Annotated in this window: 20 protein-coding genes; 4 read left to right on the top strand and 16 right to left on the bottom strand. The window is 46.9% G+C overall.

Going from position 1 to position 18,771, the window contains the following annotated elements; all coding sequences use genetic code 11:
- Positions 1-103: 103 nt before the first annotated feature.
- The 5 genes from L0U89_RS14160 to pxpA all read right to left on the bottom strand — a co-directional run bounded on the left by L0U89_RS14160 (position 104) and on the right by pxpA (position 4,390).
- A complete protein-coding gene (locus L0U89_RS14160; RefSeq protein ID WP_234862110.1) occupies positions 104-346 on the bottom strand; it encodes a DUF433 domain-containing protein in 243 nt (80 codons plus the stop codon).
- A gap of 170 nt (positions 347-516) precedes the next feature.
- Complete coding sequence (locus L0U89_RS14165) at positions 517-2,031, bottom strand: DUF4301 family protein (RefSeq protein WP_234862111.1); 1,515 nt, start codon at positions 2,029-2,031, stop codon at positions 517-519.
- 70 nt (positions 2,032-2,101) lie between these two features.
- Entirely contained in the window at positions 2,102-2,980 is an 879-nt protein-coding gene (locus L0U89_RS14170; RefSeq protein WP_234862112.1) for a 5-oxoprolinase subunit C family protein, read from the bottom strand.
- Positions 2,977-3,672 carry a 5-oxoprolinase subunit PxpB gene (pxpB, locus tag L0U89_RS14175; RefSeq protein ID WP_234862113.1) on the bottom strand — a complete coding sequence of 232 codons (696 nt, stop codon included), beginning with the start codon at positions 3,670-3,672 and terminating at the stop codon, positions 2,977-2,979. Before pxpB ends, L0U89_RS14170 begins: the two co-directional genes overlap by 4 nt.
- Positions 3,641-4,390 carry a 5-oxoprolinase subunit PxpA gene (gene pxpA / locus L0U89_RS14180; protein WP_234862114.1) on the bottom strand — a complete coding sequence of 250 codons (750 nt, stop codon included), beginning with the start codon at positions 4,388-4,390 and terminating at the stop codon, positions 3,641-3,643. Before pxpA ends, pxpB begins: the two co-directional genes overlap by 32 nt.
- 133 nt (positions 4,391-4,523) lie before the next feature.
- Between pxpA and L0U89_RS14185 the strand changes: the two genes are divergently transcribed.
- A complete protein-coding gene (locus tag L0U89_RS14185; RefSeq protein ID WP_234862115.1) occupies positions 4,524-5,036 on the top strand; it encodes an acyl-CoA thioesterase in 513 nt (170 codons plus the stop codon).
- Positions 5,037-5,418: 382 nt separating this feature from the next.
- Positions 5,419-6,006 (top strand): T9SS type A sorting domain-containing protein, encoded by a 588-nt coding sequence (locus L0U89_RS14190; protein ID WP_234862116.1) that lies wholly within the window; start codon positions 5,419-5,421, stop codon positions 6,004-6,006.
- Positions 6,007-6,051: 45 nt separating this feature from the next.
- Here the strand turns inward: L0U89_RS14190 and L0U89_RS14195 are convergent, their stop codons facing one another.
- Together L0U89_RS14195 and L0U89_RS14200 are read right to left on the bottom strand one after the other, a co-directional pair.
- Entirely contained in the window at positions 6,052-7,311 is a 1,260-nt protein-coding gene (locus tag L0U89_RS14195; protein ID WP_234862117.1) for an ADP-ribosylglycohydrolase family protein, read from the bottom strand.
- The gene (locus tag L0U89_RS14200) at positions 7,311-8,294 is read right to left on the bottom strand and encodes a phosphotransferase (protein WP_234862118.1); all 984 of its coding nucleotides are present in this window, start codon (positions 8,292-8,294) and stop codon (positions 7,311-7,313) included. The genes L0U89_RS14195 and L0U89_RS14200 overlap by 1 nt, the downstream gene beginning before the upstream one ends.
- A gap of 140 nt (positions 8,295-8,434) precedes the next feature.
- On the opposite strand from L0U89_RS14200, the gene L0U89_RS14205 reads away from it, so the two are divergent.
- A complete protein-coding gene (locus tag L0U89_RS14205) occupies positions 8,435-9,946 on the top strand; it encodes a M20/M25/M40 family metallo-hydrolase (protein WP_234862266.1) in 1,512 nt (503 codons plus the stop codon).
- Positions 9,947-10,126: 180 nt separating this feature from the next.
- Here L0U89_RS14205 and L0U89_RS14210 read toward each other — a convergent pair whose 3' ends face one another.
- The 3 genes from L0U89_RS14210 to L0U89_RS14220 form a co-directional block, all read right to left on the bottom strand.
- Complete coding sequence (locus tag L0U89_RS14210; protein WP_234862119.1) at positions 10,127-10,528, bottom strand: type II toxin-antitoxin system VapC family toxin; 402 nt, start codon at positions 10,526-10,528, stop codon at positions 10,127-10,129.
- On the bottom strand, positions 10,525-10,773 hold the full coding sequence (locus L0U89_RS14215) for a hypothetical protein (RefSeq protein WP_234862120.1): 249 nt from the start codon (positions 10,771-10,773) through the stop codon (positions 10,525-10,527). The genes L0U89_RS14210 and L0U89_RS14215 overlap by 4 nt, the downstream gene beginning before the upstream one ends.
- Before the next feature lie 150 nt (positions 10,774-10,923).
- Positions 10,924-11,724, bottom strand: coding sequence for a hypothetical protein (locus L0U89_RS14220; RefSeq protein WP_234862121.1), 801 nt, complete (start codon positions 11,722-11,724; stop codon positions 10,924-10,926).
- Positions 11,725-12,049: 325 nt separating this feature from the next.
- Between L0U89_RS14220 and L0U89_RS14225 the strand changes: the two genes are divergently transcribed.
- Positions 12,050-13,339 (top strand): type IX secretion system plug protein, encoded by a 1,290-nt coding sequence (locus L0U89_RS14225; protein WP_234862122.1) that lies wholly within the window; start codon positions 12,050-12,052, stop codon positions 13,337-13,339.
- Between the two features lie 166 nt (positions 13,340-13,505).
- Here L0U89_RS14225 and L0U89_RS14230 read toward each other — a convergent pair whose 3' ends face one another.
- The 6 genes from L0U89_RS14230 to L0U89_RS14255 all read right to left on the bottom strand — a co-directional run bounded on the left by L0U89_RS14230 (position 13,506) and on the right by L0U89_RS14255 (position 18,769).
- Positions 13,506-14,201 (bottom strand): DUF4377 domain-containing protein, encoded by a 696-nt coding sequence (locus L0U89_RS14230; RefSeq protein ID WP_234862123.1) that lies wholly within the window; start codon positions 14,199-14,201, stop codon positions 13,506-13,508.
- Between the two features lie 71 nt (positions 14,202-14,272).
- Positions 14,273-14,974, bottom strand: coding sequence for a DUF4377 domain-containing protein (locus L0U89_RS14235; protein WP_234862124.1), 702 nt, complete (start codon positions 14,972-14,974; stop codon positions 14,273-14,275).
- A gap of 86 nt (positions 14,975-15,060) precedes the next feature.
- On the bottom strand, positions 15,061-15,774 hold the full coding sequence (locus L0U89_RS14240) for an SGNH/GDSL hydrolase family protein (RefSeq protein ID WP_234862125.1): 714 nt from the start codon (positions 15,772-15,774) through the stop codon (positions 15,061-15,063).
- A gap of 8 nt (positions 15,775-15,782) precedes the next feature.
- Positions 15,783-16,823 (bottom strand): S66 peptidase family protein, encoded by a 1,041-nt coding sequence (locus L0U89_RS14245; protein ID WP_234862126.1) that lies wholly within the window; start codon positions 16,821-16,823, stop codon positions 15,783-15,785.
- A 288-nt stretch (positions 16,824-17,111) separates the two neighbouring features.
- Complete coding sequence (locus L0U89_RS14250) at positions 17,112-18,422, bottom strand: D-alanyl-D-alanine carboxypeptidase (protein ID WP_234862127.1); 1,311 nt, start codon at positions 18,420-18,422, stop codon at positions 17,112-17,114.
- A complete protein-coding gene (locus L0U89_RS14255) occupies positions 18,419-18,769 on the bottom strand; it encodes a DUF423 domain-containing protein (protein ID WP_255777909.1) in 351 nt (116 codons plus the stop codon). The genes L0U89_RS14250 and L0U89_RS14255 overlap by 4 nt, the downstream gene beginning before the upstream one ends.
- Positions 18,770-18,771: the final 2 nt, after the last annotated feature.

Raw genomic sequence — 18,771 nt, forward strand, 5'->3', positions numbered from 1 at the left:
CAAAAAAGTGGACCATGCCCATCCGAGACTGGGGTATGATCCTAAACCAATTTATGATTATGTTTGAAAACCGTCTAAAACTATAACCAATCCTAAAATCAATTTACACACTTCTCGGGATAGTGTCCGTAATCGTCTCCTCAAAAGCAATCACGTCGGCTGCGTATTGTAATGCGGCCTTGACCTGGTCGGTTGTCAGGTGTGGATAATTGTCTAGAATTTCAGAAATGGAATATCCATCACCCAGTTTCCTAATAATCAATTCCACCGAAATCCTTGTTCCCTTAATGATTGGCTTACCACCCAATACGCTTGGATTTCTTTCGATGAGTTCTTTGTAGTCCATTTCCTTTAATTTTTTGTGCTCAATCTAATCAACGGTATTTTTTTAACCTTTAAACCCATAGCCAAGTTCGGGATCAAGAGTCTAAAAAGTCCCACCTAAAGAAAGGCGGGACTTTTTCCAGCAATTAGCCTGTAACTTCAAACCAATAACCAATAACCAATGACACAATTTTACCCTTGATGCTCATCCCTGAGCAAATCATTCACCGTCTTGACGGGATTGAAGGTAATCAGCGGAACTTCGACGAAAACCGTGTTCCAACCCGCCATCGAGCCGTTCCACAAGCCTGGCAACTCCAGGGCTTTGAGGTCGCGGCCGCTTTTCGACTTCTCAGTGATGAAGCCTGTCCGCATGTCACGGAACTTCAGGAGGTCGAACTTACGGCCTTTGTAATCCTTGGTTGCGCAGACCAAATCCACAGGATTGAAGTGGGTAGATGACTGGAAAATCGCCTTGTGGGCCGGGTTGCCCAAGTCGATTTGGGCCGTTTCGGCAATCTGAAGCGAGAGTGAACCGTCGTCATCCTGTACCCAAAACGGTCCGCCACCCGGTTCTCCTGTGTTCTTTACCATACCGCATATGCGCAGCGGCCGATTCAGCTTGCCATGGAGATAGGCGGCTTTTTCGCTCGTGCTCATCTTGCTGTATTTTTCAGGCAAAATCCCACCCAACACTTCGGTGATGACTTTTTCAGCTTGGCTGATCGAAGATTCATTAGCACCCGCATCCAATGCACGCAGTGCCGCAAAGACTTTTTCCTGGATATCGAGCAAAAGTCCGCCCGTGGCAACCTTGTACTCCAGTGTAGTCATTTTGAGTTTGTCAGGTACCTCGTTGTCCACGTTTTTGATAAAGATGAGGTCAGCGTTGATGTCGTTGAGGTTTTCCAACAATGCACCGTGTCCGGCGGGTCGGAAAAGTACCGAACCATCATCCTCGACAAATGGCGTGTTGTCCATGTTGACTGCGATGGTATCCGTGGATTTCTTCTGCTGCGAATAGCTTACCTCAAATTTCACGTTATGGTCCTTTTCCAGCTTCGGCTGGATAGAGGCTATAAGTTCTTTGAATTTTGGTTCGTGCTCCGGAGAAACGGTGAAATGCACACGAATCACATTATCCTTGCCCAAGCTATGTGTGATGCCTTCAATAAGGTGTTCGTAGGCAGGAGTCCGCTGATGGTCTGTGTAGCGGTGGAATTTCAATAGTCCCTTGGGGAGATTGCCATATCCCAAGCCAAAATCCTGCAGGAGGTGCGAAACGATGAGCTTATAGTCCTTTTTGGCCAATGCATCCTCGATGCTGCTGCCTACTTTGTGCAGGCTGGCGTCCAAGTCTTCATAAAACGCAAACTTCTTGAGTTCTGAGATAAACTTTTCCACGAACTTGCTCTTGGAGATATCTCCATCCCCATCCAAAAAAGAATACAAGTCTTTGAACATGCGGGTGGCCGCACCACTAGCCGGTACAAATTTCACCACCTCCTTGTCTTTCACCTGATTGGGGTAGGTTTTTTGGTAGTTTTTGATTTGATCATCCGTTAGGACCTTTATTCCGTCCCCGATCGTTGCAGCCCTTACGATGGGCAAAAAAGGAAAGCCCTCGGCGAAGTTTTTCAGTTGTTCTTTCGCTTTTTCAACTGACATCCCTTGTTTCAAAATCTGCTGCTCTAGCTGTATATTCATGTTGGTATGTTTTTTTGACCCTTTAATATAAAGATTGCGGCATGCAATGAAAAAGCCTGCCCATGAAATTTCAGGTTAATTCTTCTTTCACAAAGGAAAACTTGATTTTGTCTCCCGGCCGCTTTTGGGAAAGGATACTCAAAGAGTTGTTTTCCACCTGCAAAATCCTTGGATAACCTCCCGTGACCTGTGCGTCCCGCATCAAAACGATCAGATTGCCGCCGGGAGTGAGTTGCACCGTACCGGGATAGACTGCCGCTGTGAGGATCGATTCCAAGCTGTTGTAGATGGGTTCCACGAGTTGATAGGCCATCCGATTGACGGTTTCGGATATCGTAAAGGACTTGTGGATGATCCGATTTTGACTCAGCTTGGGTAACATTTCCCATTCAGGACCCGGATGGACCATGATTTCGCTTTGCCGGTACCAAGAATCCTTGATTCTCGAATTTGCCGGTGGAGGAGGGAAGTACCTTTCTTCATAAAGGTAGCAAAGGTTGTCGCCCTTTTCGACCTTCTCCTGTGGGGTGATACCTTTGTACCAACTTCGGCTACCTGAGACCACATCCGTCTCAAAACCACCCTGAATGCCCATGTAGAGCCATTGCCTACGTCTGAATCTCTTGACAATAACCCGATCCCCTTCGTCGATGGCGATGATCGTCCCCAATTTCACCGGTTTATCGTTGTGGTAGATATCCGCAATCGCCCCTGCGAAAGCGATTCGTGTAGGCATCTCAAACAGCATTTCAGGGCCGGTCTGTGACATTTCCAATACGGCAGCGTTTTGGGGGTTTTGCAATAAATAATTGACCAATACCATCGAAAGCCGATCCATGACGCCGGAATAGGGAACGCCGAAATCGGCCATTTCCTGGCGCGCCCAATCCTGAACCGAGGTCATCAACCCAGCTTGTAGAAAATGCACATAGGCGGGACTTTTGATCATAAGGTGGTCACGGTTTTTTCTTTCATTTCCGCGAATTCTTCCACGGTGACAGGCACGAACCTGACTGTGTCGCCGATTTTTGGCATGTGGTCCGGTGACCGGTTGATGTCAAACATACTCATGGGGGTACGTCCGATTGCATACCAGCCCCCAGGACTGTCCATGGGGTAAATGCCGGTTTGTTGGCCACCGATAGCCACTGTCCCCGCGGGCATAAACCTGTCGGGGGTCTTCTTCCTCGGTGTTACCAATCTTTCATCCAGTCCGCCCAGGTACATGAATCCCGGCAAAAAGCCATAAAAATGCAGCAAGTAGTCTTTTTCGTAATGGAGTTGAACCACCTCGGTTTCGCTCAGCCCATGAAGGGCGGCCAGCTTGCCCAGGTCTTTCCCAAAGTTCGGCGCATAGCAAACGGGGATTTCCCAAAGCTTTGAAAACTTTGACACATGGGCTACGGCAATCTCCTTGATTTCATCCAAAAGATCCTGGGCATCGGATGGCGAGATCGGGATCGAAAGCTTGAGGGAGAGTGTATTGAAACCCATCCGGATTTCTTTGATTCCCTCCCCATACTCCGCTTCCAAAAATGACCTTACGGCCAACTGTTCCCTGAGGATTTCGGCAGAGATTTCCTTTGGCCAGGATATCTCAATCCACTTGCTATGCGCCCTGAAGATCTTGAGAGGTTTCATGATGGAGGATTTTGTGGATTGACTTCAAAACTTCCAATGCGTTTGGATTGTCTCCGTGAATGCAGATTGTCTCCGCTTCGATAGGGAGATAATCCCCGTTCAGCGTCTTGATACGATGGTTGAAAACCATTTCGCGAACATGTGCTGCCGCTTCGCCACCATCGTGGATGGTGGCTTCTGGATTGCTTCTTTCGACGAGGGAATAATCCGCATTGTAGTTTCTGTCGGCAAAGATTTCCCGGGCGACTTTGATTCCCTTAGACCGCGCTGATTTTTCCATTTCAGAAAATGGAGGACAGTACAACCATGTCTCACGAAAATGTTCCACTATGACACTGGTGATCAATTCTGCCGTTTTGGGATCCCGCGCCGCAAGGTTGTAAAGCGCACCATGGGGCTTGATATGATGCATCTGCAAGCCATGTTTGCTGGCAATGGACTGAAATAATCGGATCTGATCGATCAGGCTTTGTTCCAATTCAGCTTCTGGCATATCGATGATTTTCCTTCCAAAGTTTGCCTTGTCGGGAAAAGACGGATGAGCCCCAGCCTTCACGCCGTGTTTTTTGGCCAATATGAGCGTTTCCGAGATGGTTTTTTCCTCACCAGCATGTCCGCCACACGCGATATTGCAGCTTCCCAAAAAAGGCATCAACACCGCATCATTGGACAGGCCTTCGCCCAGGTCGCAGTTGATATCGAGGTGGAGTGGCTTCATTCTTTAAAGTTAGAAAAATATCCGTTCCACATTTTTGCCCGTGGCTCGTTTTGAAATTATTGATGTTTGATTGGCCAATTGGAATCCCCCTCGCCAATTCTGATTATCTTCGAGCAATCAAAAAGACGATGCCATGTTTGAATTTGATCCGGAAAAGCATTATCCAAAGGAAACCGAAAGCCGTGTTGTGATCCGCTTTCAGGACTGTGACCCGCTTCAGCATCTGAACAATGCCAAGTATTTCGACTACTTTTTCAACGCCCGTGAAGACCAAGTCCCTAAGCTGTATGGCGTGGAAATGATCGATTTCATCCGAAAATACAAAGCCGCGTGGGTGGTTTACAACCACAACATATCGTATGTCCGACCGGCGCGCGTCGGCGAATGGGTGCGTATCATGAGCCGACTACTTTGGTATGACCATCATTCACTCGTGGTGGAGTATTATATGACGGACGATTCGAAGAAGGAACTCAAGACGGTGCTTTGGACCACCATGCGGTATGTAACTGTACATGATGGGAAATCTACAGACCATCAAGGGGCGGTTTTGGACTTCCTCAAGGCTACCTCCGAAAATCTCGATATCAAGCAAATGACAATCTATGATCGGGTTAAAATGCTGAAAGCCAGGTTGACAGAATGAGTGTCCGCATTTTTCGACCGTGAAAGAACGCAACCTGTACGCAACCGTACAGGTTTTTTTATCTGGCAGGACGACTGATTTTTTTGATAAAAAAATTGAAAATTAATTTAGGTTAAAATTTTTCGACAAATGCAACCTTTTGGGAATGGGAGTTTGTCCTTTCCACCCCAAAATTGTCCGAAATACGGACAGGTTTTAGGGTGTTTGTATCAAACTGAAACAAGGTCAGGCGTCGTTTTCACAGATCGGGAAATCTTCAATTAACATTCATTCGCATTGGCTTTTCAATTTGATAGGGGCAAATAGCGTCTGGCAGGACCACGGAAATTTTTTGGTACAGAAGATGGACAATGACCAATACCAACTTTAAAAAACCACAAAAATGAAAACATTACTCACACTCGCATTGGCTGCTACACTAGGTGTCGCCAGCTTTGCAAACGCTTCAAACGAAAACATCGCAGAAATGTCTTCTGTGCGATCCAAAGAAAAAAAGATTGCCGTGAACCTCGCGGAAGGTATCGGCAAAGTTAAAGTGTCTATTTTGGATCACAACGGCAAACAACTCCATAAAAGAAACCTGAATGTCAAAAACAGCATGAAATTGCCGTATGACCTTTCTGAAATGCCGGCTGGTGAATATTTCGTGGTCATCGAAAGTGCCCCAAAAAATCCCGTCAAGGACAAAATGGTATATAGCGTTGAAACGACAGATTCTCCGGCTGCGCTGCCATTGATGGCATACGGCAAAGCCATCGACGGCGACTCGTTCAGACTGTCGGTGATCGGTTTGGATGAACCAGGCGTAAACGTTGAAATATTTGACGCCAAGGGGAAGACCATTTTTGAAGAATCAGTCAAACAACCCGAAGCATTTACCAAAGTTTACCACCTCAAAAACCTGAAGGTAGGGGAGGTAAGCGTAAAAGTGACCGACGCCAAAGGACGAACCAGAAACCTCTATTTGTAGATTAACCACAACCAGCAGCCCCGGAGAGGAATCTTCGGGGCTTTTTTATTGATATCGTGCGATGATTTTTGCGTGCATCTTTTGGGCCAGATCCTCCAAATCAATTCCCAATTGTTCCTTGTTCACCTCAATCACCTTTTGTTTCATTTGATCGGGCAGTTTTTTGAATCCCGTCCTCGCGCCAAGAATCGCTCCGGCGATGGCAGCACTGGTGTCATTGTCCCGGCCATAATTGACCAGGAATTGGAGTGTCTTTTCAAAATCGAAATCAGCAACCAACATGGCCGTCAAGACCTGCAGGTAAATCTCCCCGGCATGAAAGGGCATATCCTGAAGATGCTTGTCGAGCATTGCATAGGCTGGTTGGAGATTCTCAGGGTTCCAATCAAATCCTACAAATGTCGAATCCTTCCCTTGTCTTATCCGAAAGCTTTCCTTAGTCTGCCGATCAATGTCCTGTGCGAGGCGCAGGATACGCTGGGCGGTACGTCCGACCAATCGCGCTTCAGAGAAATTCTCGGGGTCGAGTTTTTCTATCAGACTTACCATCGAATCCCCCTTGATCTCCTTGTTCATAGCCAGCGAAGTCCATGCTGCGGAGAGCGCCGTGATATCCCGCGCATAGCCGATGTCAAAGAGGGCGAGATTGAAGGCCTCGTTATAGGCTTTCGGTACATCAACAGGAAAAAATGATCCGATTACAGGACCGTACAGTAAACCTGCACAGACCATTTCTCCGCCATAAAACGTGCTCAATTGATCTTGGTATTGGGGAAAATCTCCCGAAACAAATGGATTTGCGGCTTTCGCCCATTCATGAAGCCACAGGACAGGGAGTGTTTTTTGTTCCAAAACGAGTGAATCCAAGCTGTCTTTGGGCGTAATCTCCGCCCGCGCAAGGTCATAGGTGTGCAGGATTTTTTGGGAAAAAGCTTTTGGGTCAAGTTTGTGGTCTGGCTCATCGACGAGGTATTCCACAATCAGTTTTTTCCAGCGGGTGTCGTCAGTGGTACCTCCCGGAGGCAAATTTTTGATCCAGACCCCCTCTGGTGAAACATCACGGATGACTGAATCCAGTCCAGTGACGAATCCAAACTTGCTGACAATCTCCTGTCTAGGCCACATCTCCGTCGGTGCCCCCATGGCGTCACCGATTGCCGATCCGACCAACATGCCTAAAATTTTGTCATATAATTCCTCTTCGGAAATCTGAAGTGGAGCAAGTCCTGTCAGTTCCTTGGTCGACGGAGCACAGGAGAAAAATACCGAAAGGAAAAGCAACAGAACGACGCTGATTTTTCCCATTAGGCGTGTAAAATCAGGTTTCTCGCATAATCGATTATGCTTTTTTTCTCAGACAGACTGAGGGTCACCGGCAACTGTGCCAAGCCAATCAATCTCCGTAGGATTTCTACGCCCGTATACTGATCCAATAGATCCAAATCCAGTTTCTTCTCCGCCATGTACATCGCTTTCAGCTGGAAAATAGTCTGCGGGGAAGTGTTGGACATCATCAGATGTGCACACAGTACACCCAAATCAAATTCCGGATCGCCCATAAATGAAAACTCCGTATCGATTACCTTAATTCCATCGCTTGTTCCAAGCCAACTTCCCGGATAGAAATCCCCGTGAATCAGGGACCTTCCCTTGGAGAGATACCGCGAGCCCAGCTGTTCGATAAACTGCAACAGTCTCGAATCTGAACGAATACTGCTTGCCGCTTCTTGTAGCCCCGTTTGTACCCGGTCCAAGTCAAACCCATTGTCGGTTAAGAACGGAAATTTGAAAATGTGCTCGTGGTTGAGCCGTCGCATGCCCCGATTGTCCGGATATGCATGGACCTTCAACTGGTGCAGGCGTAGCAGGTAATTGACCAAAAGCTCCAAGTCATGCTCCGGTAGCTTTGTCTTTTGTTCGTAGAGATGGCGATAGTCCAATCCCAGCCCCAAGTCGTCCATGACCAACAGGTTGTAAATAGGAAGGAAGCCGATGATTTTTGGGGAAAATTTTGTCAAATAGGCGTCTTTTTGTACAAGCCCGTAATAGGCATATTCCACTTTGATTCTTTCAACTGGCGCAGGAATATGCGGATACTTGTTGACATAAGGAGGCGATTGTTTCAGGATCAGGGTCCGCTCACTGGTCTTGAGCCTGAGGACGATATTCATGTTTCCTTCCCCAGCCTTGGAAATTTCCAAAAACTTATCCCCCGCGTTCAGGATGCCCGCATGCTTCAGGACATCCATCAAAACGTCCGTGCTGGTTTCCGAAATATTATTTGCCATGGATCAAGGAATTTGACTGGTGGTTAAGGTGCGATTTGAAATTTCCCCATTTTTGGCGAATATTAAACAGACCGTTAAACAGTCACAAAATAGTCCAAATATTTAAGATGCAAGTTATGAATTACAAAAACACTTCAATCATGCTGCTGTTGGCATGGATTGCATTTATTACTCCGATTGTTGCCCAGGACAATGTGGACCTCGAGATGATGTACCGGATCAAAACCGAAGGCATCCAAAAATCCCAAATCCAGGACTTGTCCTTCCACCTGACCGACTTCATCGGGCCGAGGCTTTCGGGTTCAACAAACCTTCGAAATGCAAGGGCTTGGACTTCGCGGAAATTCCAGGAATGGGGACTTTCCAATGTCAAGATTGATGCTTGGGGAGAATTTGGCCGCGGCTGGAACGTGAAGAAATCCTACATCGCCATGAAGGCACCCTATTATGCGCAGATCATAGGCTATCCCAAGGCATGGACAGATGGCACGGCAGGCCAAGTTTCGTCCGAAGTTGTTTTGTTGGAAATATCCACCGATGCGGATTTGGAAAAATACCGGGGAAAAATCCGCGGGAAAATCGTCATGGCACCTGCCAACCTGACCTTGAATCCAGCCTTTGAAGCAGAAGCAAAGCGATGGACAGAGGAGGAATTGGAACAAAGAAAGGAGATATCTACTGGTGTGCAGCCTTCCCGGTATACGCCTGAGGCCCTCGCACAAATGCGCGCCCAGCGCGAACTCGACCAAAAGCTGGCCACTTTCCTACTGGAAGAAGGGGTTGCGCTGCGTTTGACGGGTACCCGGGGAAGCTTTGGTACCGTTTTCCATACACGTGCCGGATCTTACAGCAACGACAAGAAGCCAACCGTTCCCGAAATCGAAATCGCTGCGGAGCACTATGGTAGGATTTATCGATTGATCAAAAATGGCAAGCCCGTCACCGTGGAGGCCGAGGTGCAAGTTGAATGGCTGGACGATGACTACAAAGGCTACAACGTGCTGGCCGAAATCCCCGGAACAGACAAGACCCTCAAATCCGAGATCGTGATGCTCGGTGCACACATGGACAGTTGGCATGCCGGTACGGGTGCCAATGACAATGCAGCCGGCGTCGTGGTGATGATGGAGGCGATCCGGATTCTCAAAGCGCTCGGCGTGCAGCCCAAGCGTACGATCCGAATCGCGATTTGGGGAGAGGAAGAACAAGGCCTACATGGTTCACGGGGCTATGTGCAGCAGTATGTCGCAGACCGTACCAAGAAGGAAAAAAAGGCCGAATGGGACAAGATTTCCGCCTACTACAACCTTGACAATGGTTCCGGAAAAATCCGCGGCATCTACGTCGAAGGCAATGACATGGTGGTGCCGATTTTTGAAAAATGGCTGGAACCATTCCATGAATTGGGGGCCAATACGGTGACACGCAGAAATACAGGTTCGACAGATCACGTGGCATTCGATGCGGTAGGGGTTCCCGGTTTCCAGTTTATCCAAGACCCAATCGACTACGGCAAAGGCTATCATACCAACATGGACCTGTACGAACGGATGCAGTTTGCCGACATGACCCAAGCGGCGGTCATCATCGCTGCCTTGGTCTACAACACAGCCCAAAGGGACGAAAAACTCCCCAGAAAGCCTTGGAATTGATTTGGAGCTAATTTCATTCCTAAAAAAACGGCACAAGTTCAGTTTTTGGAGACTGGATTTGTGCCGTGTTGATTTTTGGGGGAAGAGAAAAACCAGCACTTAGCTGCCTTTTAAAACTTGGACAAGGACCGCGTAGTGAGTTTTCAACCTGCTCAAACAGATATTCAAAAAAAGCTTCAATTACCAGATTAGTTTCAAACCTGTGTCCTTGTAGGCATGGATTTTTTCGTCGTTTGAGATGATGCTGAGTCTATGTTGCAGCGCCTGCCAAACCAACATCCGGTCAAACGGGTCCTTGTGGTGGTCCGCATTGAGATTGAAAAATGACACGGCATCGTTGAATTCCAGGTTTAGGAACCTACATTCAAAATTCCGCTTGAACCCATCTACCAGCGTTTCGGGTGTATGGTTTTTGAGATCCAACTTGCCCAGGCGGTATTTGATGCAGATTTCCCAAATGCTGATGGCACTGAGATAAATCTCTGCATCGTCGGTCAACAAGATATCTCTGGCTTTTTGGCTGATTTGGGTTTCATCGAAAGCAACCCAAAGAACCACATGCGTATCCAGCAAATACCTCATAGCCCCATCTCCGATAGTTCCTCATCAGTCCATTGCATGTCCTCTTTTTTGATCACCACATCTTGGTCATTGAAAAATCCAAGCTTGCGGGTGCTGGTCTTTTCAGGCTTGTTGCTCACGCCAAAATAGCCTACGAGTTCACTGGATTTTCCTTTGACGACCTTGATTACCGCACCTTCGCGTACCATCTCGACGACTTCAGAAAACCGTGCCTTGAACTCTCCAATGTGCATGGTTAAGGTCATGTAACATAATTTTATCTAAAGATAAAATCATCTTGACAAGTTGTCAAGAAAAAAAATTTAAGGTTTGTTGCTTTAGGAATAGCATAAAGGATTATATGGGTTTTTTACAAAATGAACCCAATGTCCTCATTATATGTCTCTGAGGTGGAACTAGGGTTTATCGAAAAGAAACCTAAGCCTCTTGCTCAATATTTCATTTGCTTCCTGATCGGATGTCTCCGGGTTTGACAATTTTAGTTCTTCGATCAAGTAATCTCGGGAATTTATGCGCGGGGAAAGCACTATTTCAGACTTCTCCTCCTTGACTGAGACTCTAAAGTGGATTTCCTTGTTTTTATTGGAGACAATAAAAAGATCATCAGTTTCCCAATGCAACATCTTTACCAAATCTGAAAAATCGTCTTTGTAAAAGACACACTTTGTCAAGTGAATTTTTCTTTTGAATTTCTTATCATGTTTTGAAAATATCTCAGCGGAAATTGCATTGTTTTCTGTTGTTGTGGAAACCTTCACTAAAGCACTGAGTTTTCGGTTTTTTGAATTCTTTGGAGTTAGTATCACGTATTCATTCCGAAAGTCCGATCTAATAACTTCTGAGTAGGCTTTATCAAAACCTTCAACAGGCCAACCAAACTCATTGCACAATTCCTGAACTGTGAATTGTAAAAAATCTAAAATGATCCGGAATCGAGCTTTATCCGAAGACTCTTCTTCAATCATTTTCCAATTAAAAAATCTGCGCGCTGATGCGACGCGAGTCAATTTGTGGGTGTTGATTAAATAAGCTTTTTGAGGTGGTTCGATTATTTCGATTAATATTTTGGATAGATTTTCAATCCTAACCTCTGACAAAAACCGACTGAAAAAACGACAAACAAATATAAACTCTCGACCGAAAGTGGAATTTCTACCTTTGTCCGAAATGTTTGTTTCTAAGAATAGTCTATCCATGTCAACGCTTTTTACGGCTTCAACTATGTCGGGCGCTTTTCGCTGTCCCCTCCTGGGAGTAGTATAAACCTTCGGCGGTGACTGGGTGGGATTTGCAATTCTACCCTTTCATCCTTTCCATCCACGACAATTGGGATGAAATTGGTATTCCCTGTCAAACAACAAAGCGGAATATAGTCGGAGATCAGGAAGATTGCAAATTCGTGTAGGTTTGGTATTGTTTTTGGGATTCTGGCCGTAATCTCTTGTGGAATGATTTTCGCAACACATCAATCGCCAGGGGATTGTTTTAGGACAAAAGCGTAGTTTTTTCTATCATTGAATTATGGATAAAGTCATTATCAAATCGCTCAACATATTTCTACTGTTTGGTTTTTTTGTTTGCCATTGTGCTTTTTCCCAAAAACAGAAGGTCGTCTATGAAGACAAGGTATTCGAAGAAAACATCCAATCGGCGCGGCTGTTTCCAAACCTGCCCGACTACGAAGCACAGATGATGTCGCCTGTGGTCGAACTCGGAGGCATGTCGCTCAGGTTGGTTTTTGATGATTTGGCCTATGATCCTGATATGTATTCGGTTAAGATTGTACACTGCAATTTTGACTGGACACCCTCCGACCTCAAGGATCCTGAGATTTTGAGCGAATACAATGAGTTCAATGTCCAAGAGTACAATTACTCCATCGATACGCGTATCCCCTACATCCAATACCAGTTTGTGTTGCCGCGGGTCAGGAAATCGGGAAACTATGCCGTGTTGGTCTATCGGGGCAGGGACCAAAACCAAATGGTCCTGACCAAGCGGTTTATGGTCTATCAAAAAGGTCTTGCACTCGGTGCGCAAATCGTACCACCCGCCCAAACCGAAAACCGCCGCCAAGTGCAGCAGATCAACGTCAATGTCAATTACAAATCCAGGGAATTGTTTGATCCGAAAAACAACCTGAGGGTCTTTATCCGCCAAAACCAACGCTGGGACAATGCCCGCGTACTTCCCAATCCGACGATGATCAGGGAGGACATCAAGATGATCGAATACCAGTTGTTTGATGGGAGCAATACCTTTTGGGCAGGGAATGAATTCAGGTTTGTCGACCTGCGATTTGTACGTGCCAGGGGACTGAACGTGGCCGCTGTCAAAATGGAGGAGGATGTGGTTTTTGCAGAAGCGGGAACGGACAAAATCCGTACTCAATCAGTCTATTCCGAATACCTCGACATCAATGGCCAATATGCCGTCATGAACATGGAGCGGCAAAATTACGAACGCGAAAGCGAGTACATGTTGGTGACGTTCAACCTTTCTGCGGCTGGAGTGACCGAAACTCCCTATATCATTGGATCCATGAGTCGCTGGGGCAAGGAACCCACGGCCAAGATGGAATTGAACAACAAGACGAATACCTATCAGGCGACGCTTTTGCTCAAACAAGGCTGGTATGATTATCAATATGCCTACCTGACCAAGGACGGGTTCGATACCGGCAAATTGGAAGGCAATTACTTTGAAACGGAGAATGAATACGAGGTTTTCCTCTACTACCGTGATATGGGTTCCCGCTACGACGAGCTTATCGGCTACGTCAATTTGAACCCGAACAAGCGCAGGCTCTGATCGAGGCAATTATTGTTGACTAGTTTGATCCAGTGACTTGGGTTCTGGCGATGTCAGGATCAGTTTTCTCGCGGCGCCCGCTGCGTGACACTTGTGCTACTCCGAGTCTCTCAGGACATCAAAGAGAAATACCAAGGGAGGCAAATTACCCATCTGACAATCGTGTTTACGGTTGGACTTTTTCGAATTCGACCAGTAACGCCCCGATTTCGTCAAACAACTCGAGCTTGGTACCCGTGACTTTGTAGGTTTTGGATCTTCTTATTTCGAACCATGCAAATCTGTGAAAATTTTCCTCGTTTCGATCGAAACATCCGCGCATTGTCGTCGGCAATCCTCCACCGAAGGTAATTTGATGCCCCTTCACTTTTTCAATGATAATACCAGTAGAATTACAGCCCAATGGTCCAATGATCCATTTATAGAGCATGATGATATTGATCGTCATCTGGTATTTCTCCCAGTTTTCTGGCTTATCCGGATTGGTGAAAAGCGTCGCTTTCCAAACCCCTTCCAAATCGAGGCCTTCTTCGACTTCTTTCGAAAGGATGTCAACAAGCTTGTAGCTATACCGGTTGGGTTGGGATGGCACCTCCTTCGGGAGAAGCGTTTTGCGGACGGAAATCAAATACCGAAATCTTGGTTCGAATTGAAATCCTTCGATGTCCTCGGCAAGGATACTGAAAGGTTCCTCGGAGTTTTGCGTCCGCGCAATGTAGCAGCTGCCCCTGTTGTTGGATGTGCAGGAAACCGTGACTCCGAATACCTCCAAGGTAATCAGTTCGCCTGGTTCTTCTTCGGGTTCGCAGGAAATGAAGAGGGCGATAACGCCATACAGCAGAATGGTTTTCAGGGTTTTCATGGGGAAAAAATCTAGGATAACAAAATCTACCAAATAACCCCAAAAACAAACCCGAAGGCGCTTTCAGGGCATCAATCTACTTTGCGTAGCACCATCAGCACTTCGTTGCCTGCGCCAATCAGCGTCAGGAGCATGCCGTCCCGCTTGTATTTTTTTGTTTGGGAAAAGGCATTGGACACCGCCCGCTCCAGCTCCATATTGGCTTGGCCGCAAGCCATCATCGTGCTGGCGAGGTTGCCGAATTCGAGTTCCGTTTCCGTCAGTTTTGTGATTGGACCGCGCAAGGTATTGCAGCCGGAGAAACCATACATCCGGCGTTCCGAGGCATTGAATTCGAAGGTGAGTGATTTGTCGCCCATGCCTTTTGGCTTTTCGTATTCACCGACTTTTTCTAGCAACCAAATGTCCGTAATCGCCAAGGTCTTGTCTGCGGTTTTGGAGATGACCTTGACCAACCTGTACCGCAAACTCGAAGCATCGGCCGGAATAGGAGGGGGAAGCTGCTCCACCGCCACGACAATCCTGTAAATATTTCCCGGCTCATACTCAAATCCCTCGATGTTGCTGAAGAAATTTTGCCATCGTCCTTCTTCGATTTTTTCTCCATCCTGTACCTGCAGACAAGACATCGGACCGACGCCCTGACAGGGAAGTTTTGCGCTATTGATCCAAAATGTCTTTTCCACGGTATTCAGAGCGTTGTTTTTGGTGGCGGTTTTGCAGGAAATCATTCCCAACATCAGCAAGGAGAAAAGCAGTAAATGGATTTTCATGGTGTCAATTTAGTTTGCTTGTAATTGAAACGGTAATTCGTTTTTACTAATCTTCAAAAAATAGTTTGCGAAAAATGCAAACCAGATCACTTTTCTGAGGATTGCATTTCCGACTGAATAACCTTGGAGAGTTTCTCCGCCCAAGCCCTGTAGATCAGTCCACTGGGATGGAGTTGGTCTGCGACGACACTTTCGGGTTTGGCACCCACTTCACGATAGTGATCGGTGATGTCGATGTAGTGTGTGCCGAGTTGCTTGGTGATTTCCACTTTTGCAGCATTGTAGGCGTCAATTTCCCTGGCCACTTTGGCTTGGTCTGTGCCTCTTGCGGTGGCAAAAGGGGTTATTCCCCAGTCCGGGATGGACAGCACCACGACGCGTTTTGGATTACCTTTTGCAAAAGCGATCGCCTGTTCCAATCGTATTTTGAATTCAGCACGATAGTTCTCAACGGGCCTGCCGCGGTATTGGTTGTTGACTCCGATCAGCAGCGTTACCCAATCGTAAGTATTGCCCGCGATGTTGGCATTCTTGATTCCTTCACCCAGTTCGTCGGTTGTCCAACCTGTACGGGCAATGATCAAAGGTTTTTGGATCTGAATACCCTTCGCATTCAAAAGATCTACCGCTTGGTTGGGGTATCTTTCATTTTCGGGAACGCCTTCGCCGATGGTGTAGGAATCGCCGAGGGCCAAATAGGTCGCATGCTTGTTTTGGATTATGGGATTATCTACTGGTTTTTCCATACAATCAAGGAATAGTGTCGTAATCAGAAAAGCGAATATCCAAAGGTATTTCATGGTTGATGTCATTTAGGGAAAATGGGTTCCAGCATGCGGAAAGTGCCTTGGGTCGCGTCCATTTCCACTTTCGCACCCACCGGAACGATGAATTGTTTTGCTACGTGGCCGATCATGGCACCCTTGTACGCGGGAATTCCCAGTGGTAGGATGTAGTCGTCAAGGATATCATCCAAAGTCAGGGAACCGTAGCCACCGCCCGGATTGCAATCGCTGCATTGGCCGAAAATAAAGCCTTTGATTTTTGAAAGCGTGCCATTCAGCGCAAGGGTACTCATCATGCGGTCGATCTTGTAGGGGTCCTCGCCGATATCTTCGATAAAGAGGATGGCATCTTTGAAATCCGGGAAATAGGGGGTTCCTGATAGGGATACCAAGACCGTTAGATTTCCTCCTAGGATTTTCCCTTGAGCAGTGCCGGGACCTAAGGTTTGCGTGCGGTTCTGTTTGACGACAAGATCGTCTCCCTTCACCTGCTCGTTGACGAATGTGACAAGGGATTGGTCAAAGAACATTTTTTGGAATTGACTGACATTGAAGTTGTTCCAGCTTCCGGATCCGTTTGGCCCATGGAAGGTAACCAGGCCAGTTTGGCTATGGATGGCGCAATGCAGCGCGGTGATGTCCGAATATCCCAAGATCGGTTTTGGGTTCTTTTTGATCGTTTTGTAGTCGATCAGGGGAAGTATCCTAGCAGCGCCCGAGCCTCCGCGAATACATATCAATGCTTTTACATCCGGGTCGGCAAACATGTTGTTGAGATCTTCAGCGCGCTCTGCATCCGAGCCTGCTAAGTGACCTCGCCGGTTTTTGAGGTTTTCCCCCAATTTCACCTGAAATCCCAAAGCCTCTAGTGCTTCCTTTGCAAAGTCAAACTGAATCCGCTCAGAAGTGGCCGCAGAGGGGCTGATGAGGCCGACGGTGTCTCCTTTTTGCAAAGGTTTGGGAAGGAGGAGTTTTGGCGAATCCTCGGAATGCTCGCCAAAGGATAGCAATGGAAAAGCCCCAAGTCCCAGTATAGTGGATTTGAGGAAGTGGCGTTTGTTCATGATTGGGAAATTTCTTTTCAAAAATAGGGTATTCCGACAAACGCAATAGAGAATCCCAATAAATGCTTCTTTCTCTCAGCACAATTATCACGTGGAAATTTTTTACTCACTCTTAACAACCTTCCCGTTCGCAAACATTTTGGAAACCTCAAGTAATGCGAAAAGCCTCTCCAACCTTTCGCCGTAGCTTAATGACCTAATTTTGGCGATTCTTCTTTTTTCTTGCTCCTCTGGGGATGAAAAGTCAAATTTTGCGTTCTGAACCTTCATGTTTCCAATTTACCGGGTTTAAAAATGCTGCTTCACATACCCCATCACCTTTTCCATTTCCCGGCGGACTTCGGAGGCTTTTTGGAGGTAATTGTTGTTCATAAATGCGAAGGCCAAGTGTTTTCCTGAGTCGGTTTTGATAATGCCGACCAAGCTGTGGTTGTTGCTGAGCGTTCCGGTTTTTGCAAAAATATAAGGACTCGAGCCTTTATAGGTGGTTTTCAGTGTGCCATTTACACCTCCCACAGCCAGAAAGCTCTTCAATTCTTCCCTCGGAATCAGTTGTTCGAGCTTCACCATCAATTGGATCATGGCCCGGGGAGTGACCAGGTTGTTGCGTGACAGGCCTGAACCGTCCATCCAATTTGGTTGGTCGGGAAGGTCCCAAAGGAATGTCTTTTGGATGTAGGCTATGGCGCGCTCGGTATTCAATTCACCCGTTTGGTATTCGCCTGCCATCAACAGTAGCTGCTCCGCGAGGAAATTGTCACTTTCCTGCAGCATTTCCCGCCATACTTCTTTTGCTCCTTCGACCTCAAAGACCAAATGCTCGCTTGGGATTGAATCTTTGATCACCACGACTGGCTTTTTGATCCTTTCGGAAACCAGGCTCGCAAACAGTTCACTTGAGGTAATGAAGGGAACTTCCGATTCAGAAGCAGTATAGCTCGCCGGATTGAAATAGAAATTGTTAGACCAAAGCTCCCGCATTACCTCCTTGGTGGCTTTTTGGCTAATACTTACAGGTTTGTCGAAAAATGGGATGTTTGGTTTGGGGACCCGGTTGGAGTTTTTGAACGTCACAAAATTGCCGTAGATCGGGAAGGCGGATTTTTCCACAGAATAGGAATAAAAGAAATCGTCCCACTGCCAGCCATAGCCATATGGCTCATCTTTCCAGTTTTGGTCGGAGAAATAGACCGTATCATACTTGGCGAGGAAAGCATCTATATCGGGATGCTTCATGTCACGGTATTCCCATAGTGGATATCCTGTTCCCCAGATTTTGACGGATTTACCCGATTCGACGTACCGAAAAGCGGCAAGGCGGTCGCCAAGGACCGAGATTCCTCCATAAAAGGTCAGCAGCTTGGTGACTGAGGCGGGGATAAAATTGAGGTGGCTGTTTTTCTCAAACAATACCCTTTGGCTGTCCAGGTCAAAAAGCATAAAGCCTGTGAAGTGGTTCCCAAAGTAGGACTGCTCATTCAGCAATTTATCCAAGCCGAGATAATGGGCGCGGATTTCCGGATCCTGTGCCCAGGTATTTTGGCAATACCACAGGCCAGCAAAAAGGAAAATGACGGTCTTTAGACGCTTTGCGATCATGACTTGAGTTTGCGTGCTGACCAAAATAACCAAAACCATCCTGCTATGAAAGCCACACCACCGATGGGCGTAATGGCACCCAGCCAGTTGATACCCGTCAGGGACAACACATACAGTGAACCCGAGAAGATCAATATTCCCAAAACCAACAAACCCATCACTGATTTCAAAAATGTATGCTGCGGCTGAACCTGAAGCCAAATCGCCAGCGCCAAGATTGCCAAGGCATGGTAGAAATGGTACTTCACGGCTGTTTCGAAGGTTTCTATACGGCCGTTGGCTTCCGAAGTCGGCTCAAGCCCATGCGCTCCAAATGCGCCGATCCCCACCGCCAACATCCCTAGCATGG

The sequence above is a fragment of the Mariniradius sediminis genome, from assembly GCF_021491425.1.
Taxonomy (GTDB): Bacteria; Bacteroidota; Bacteroidia; order Cytophagales; family Cyclobacteriaceae; genus Mariniradius; species Mariniradius saccharolyticus.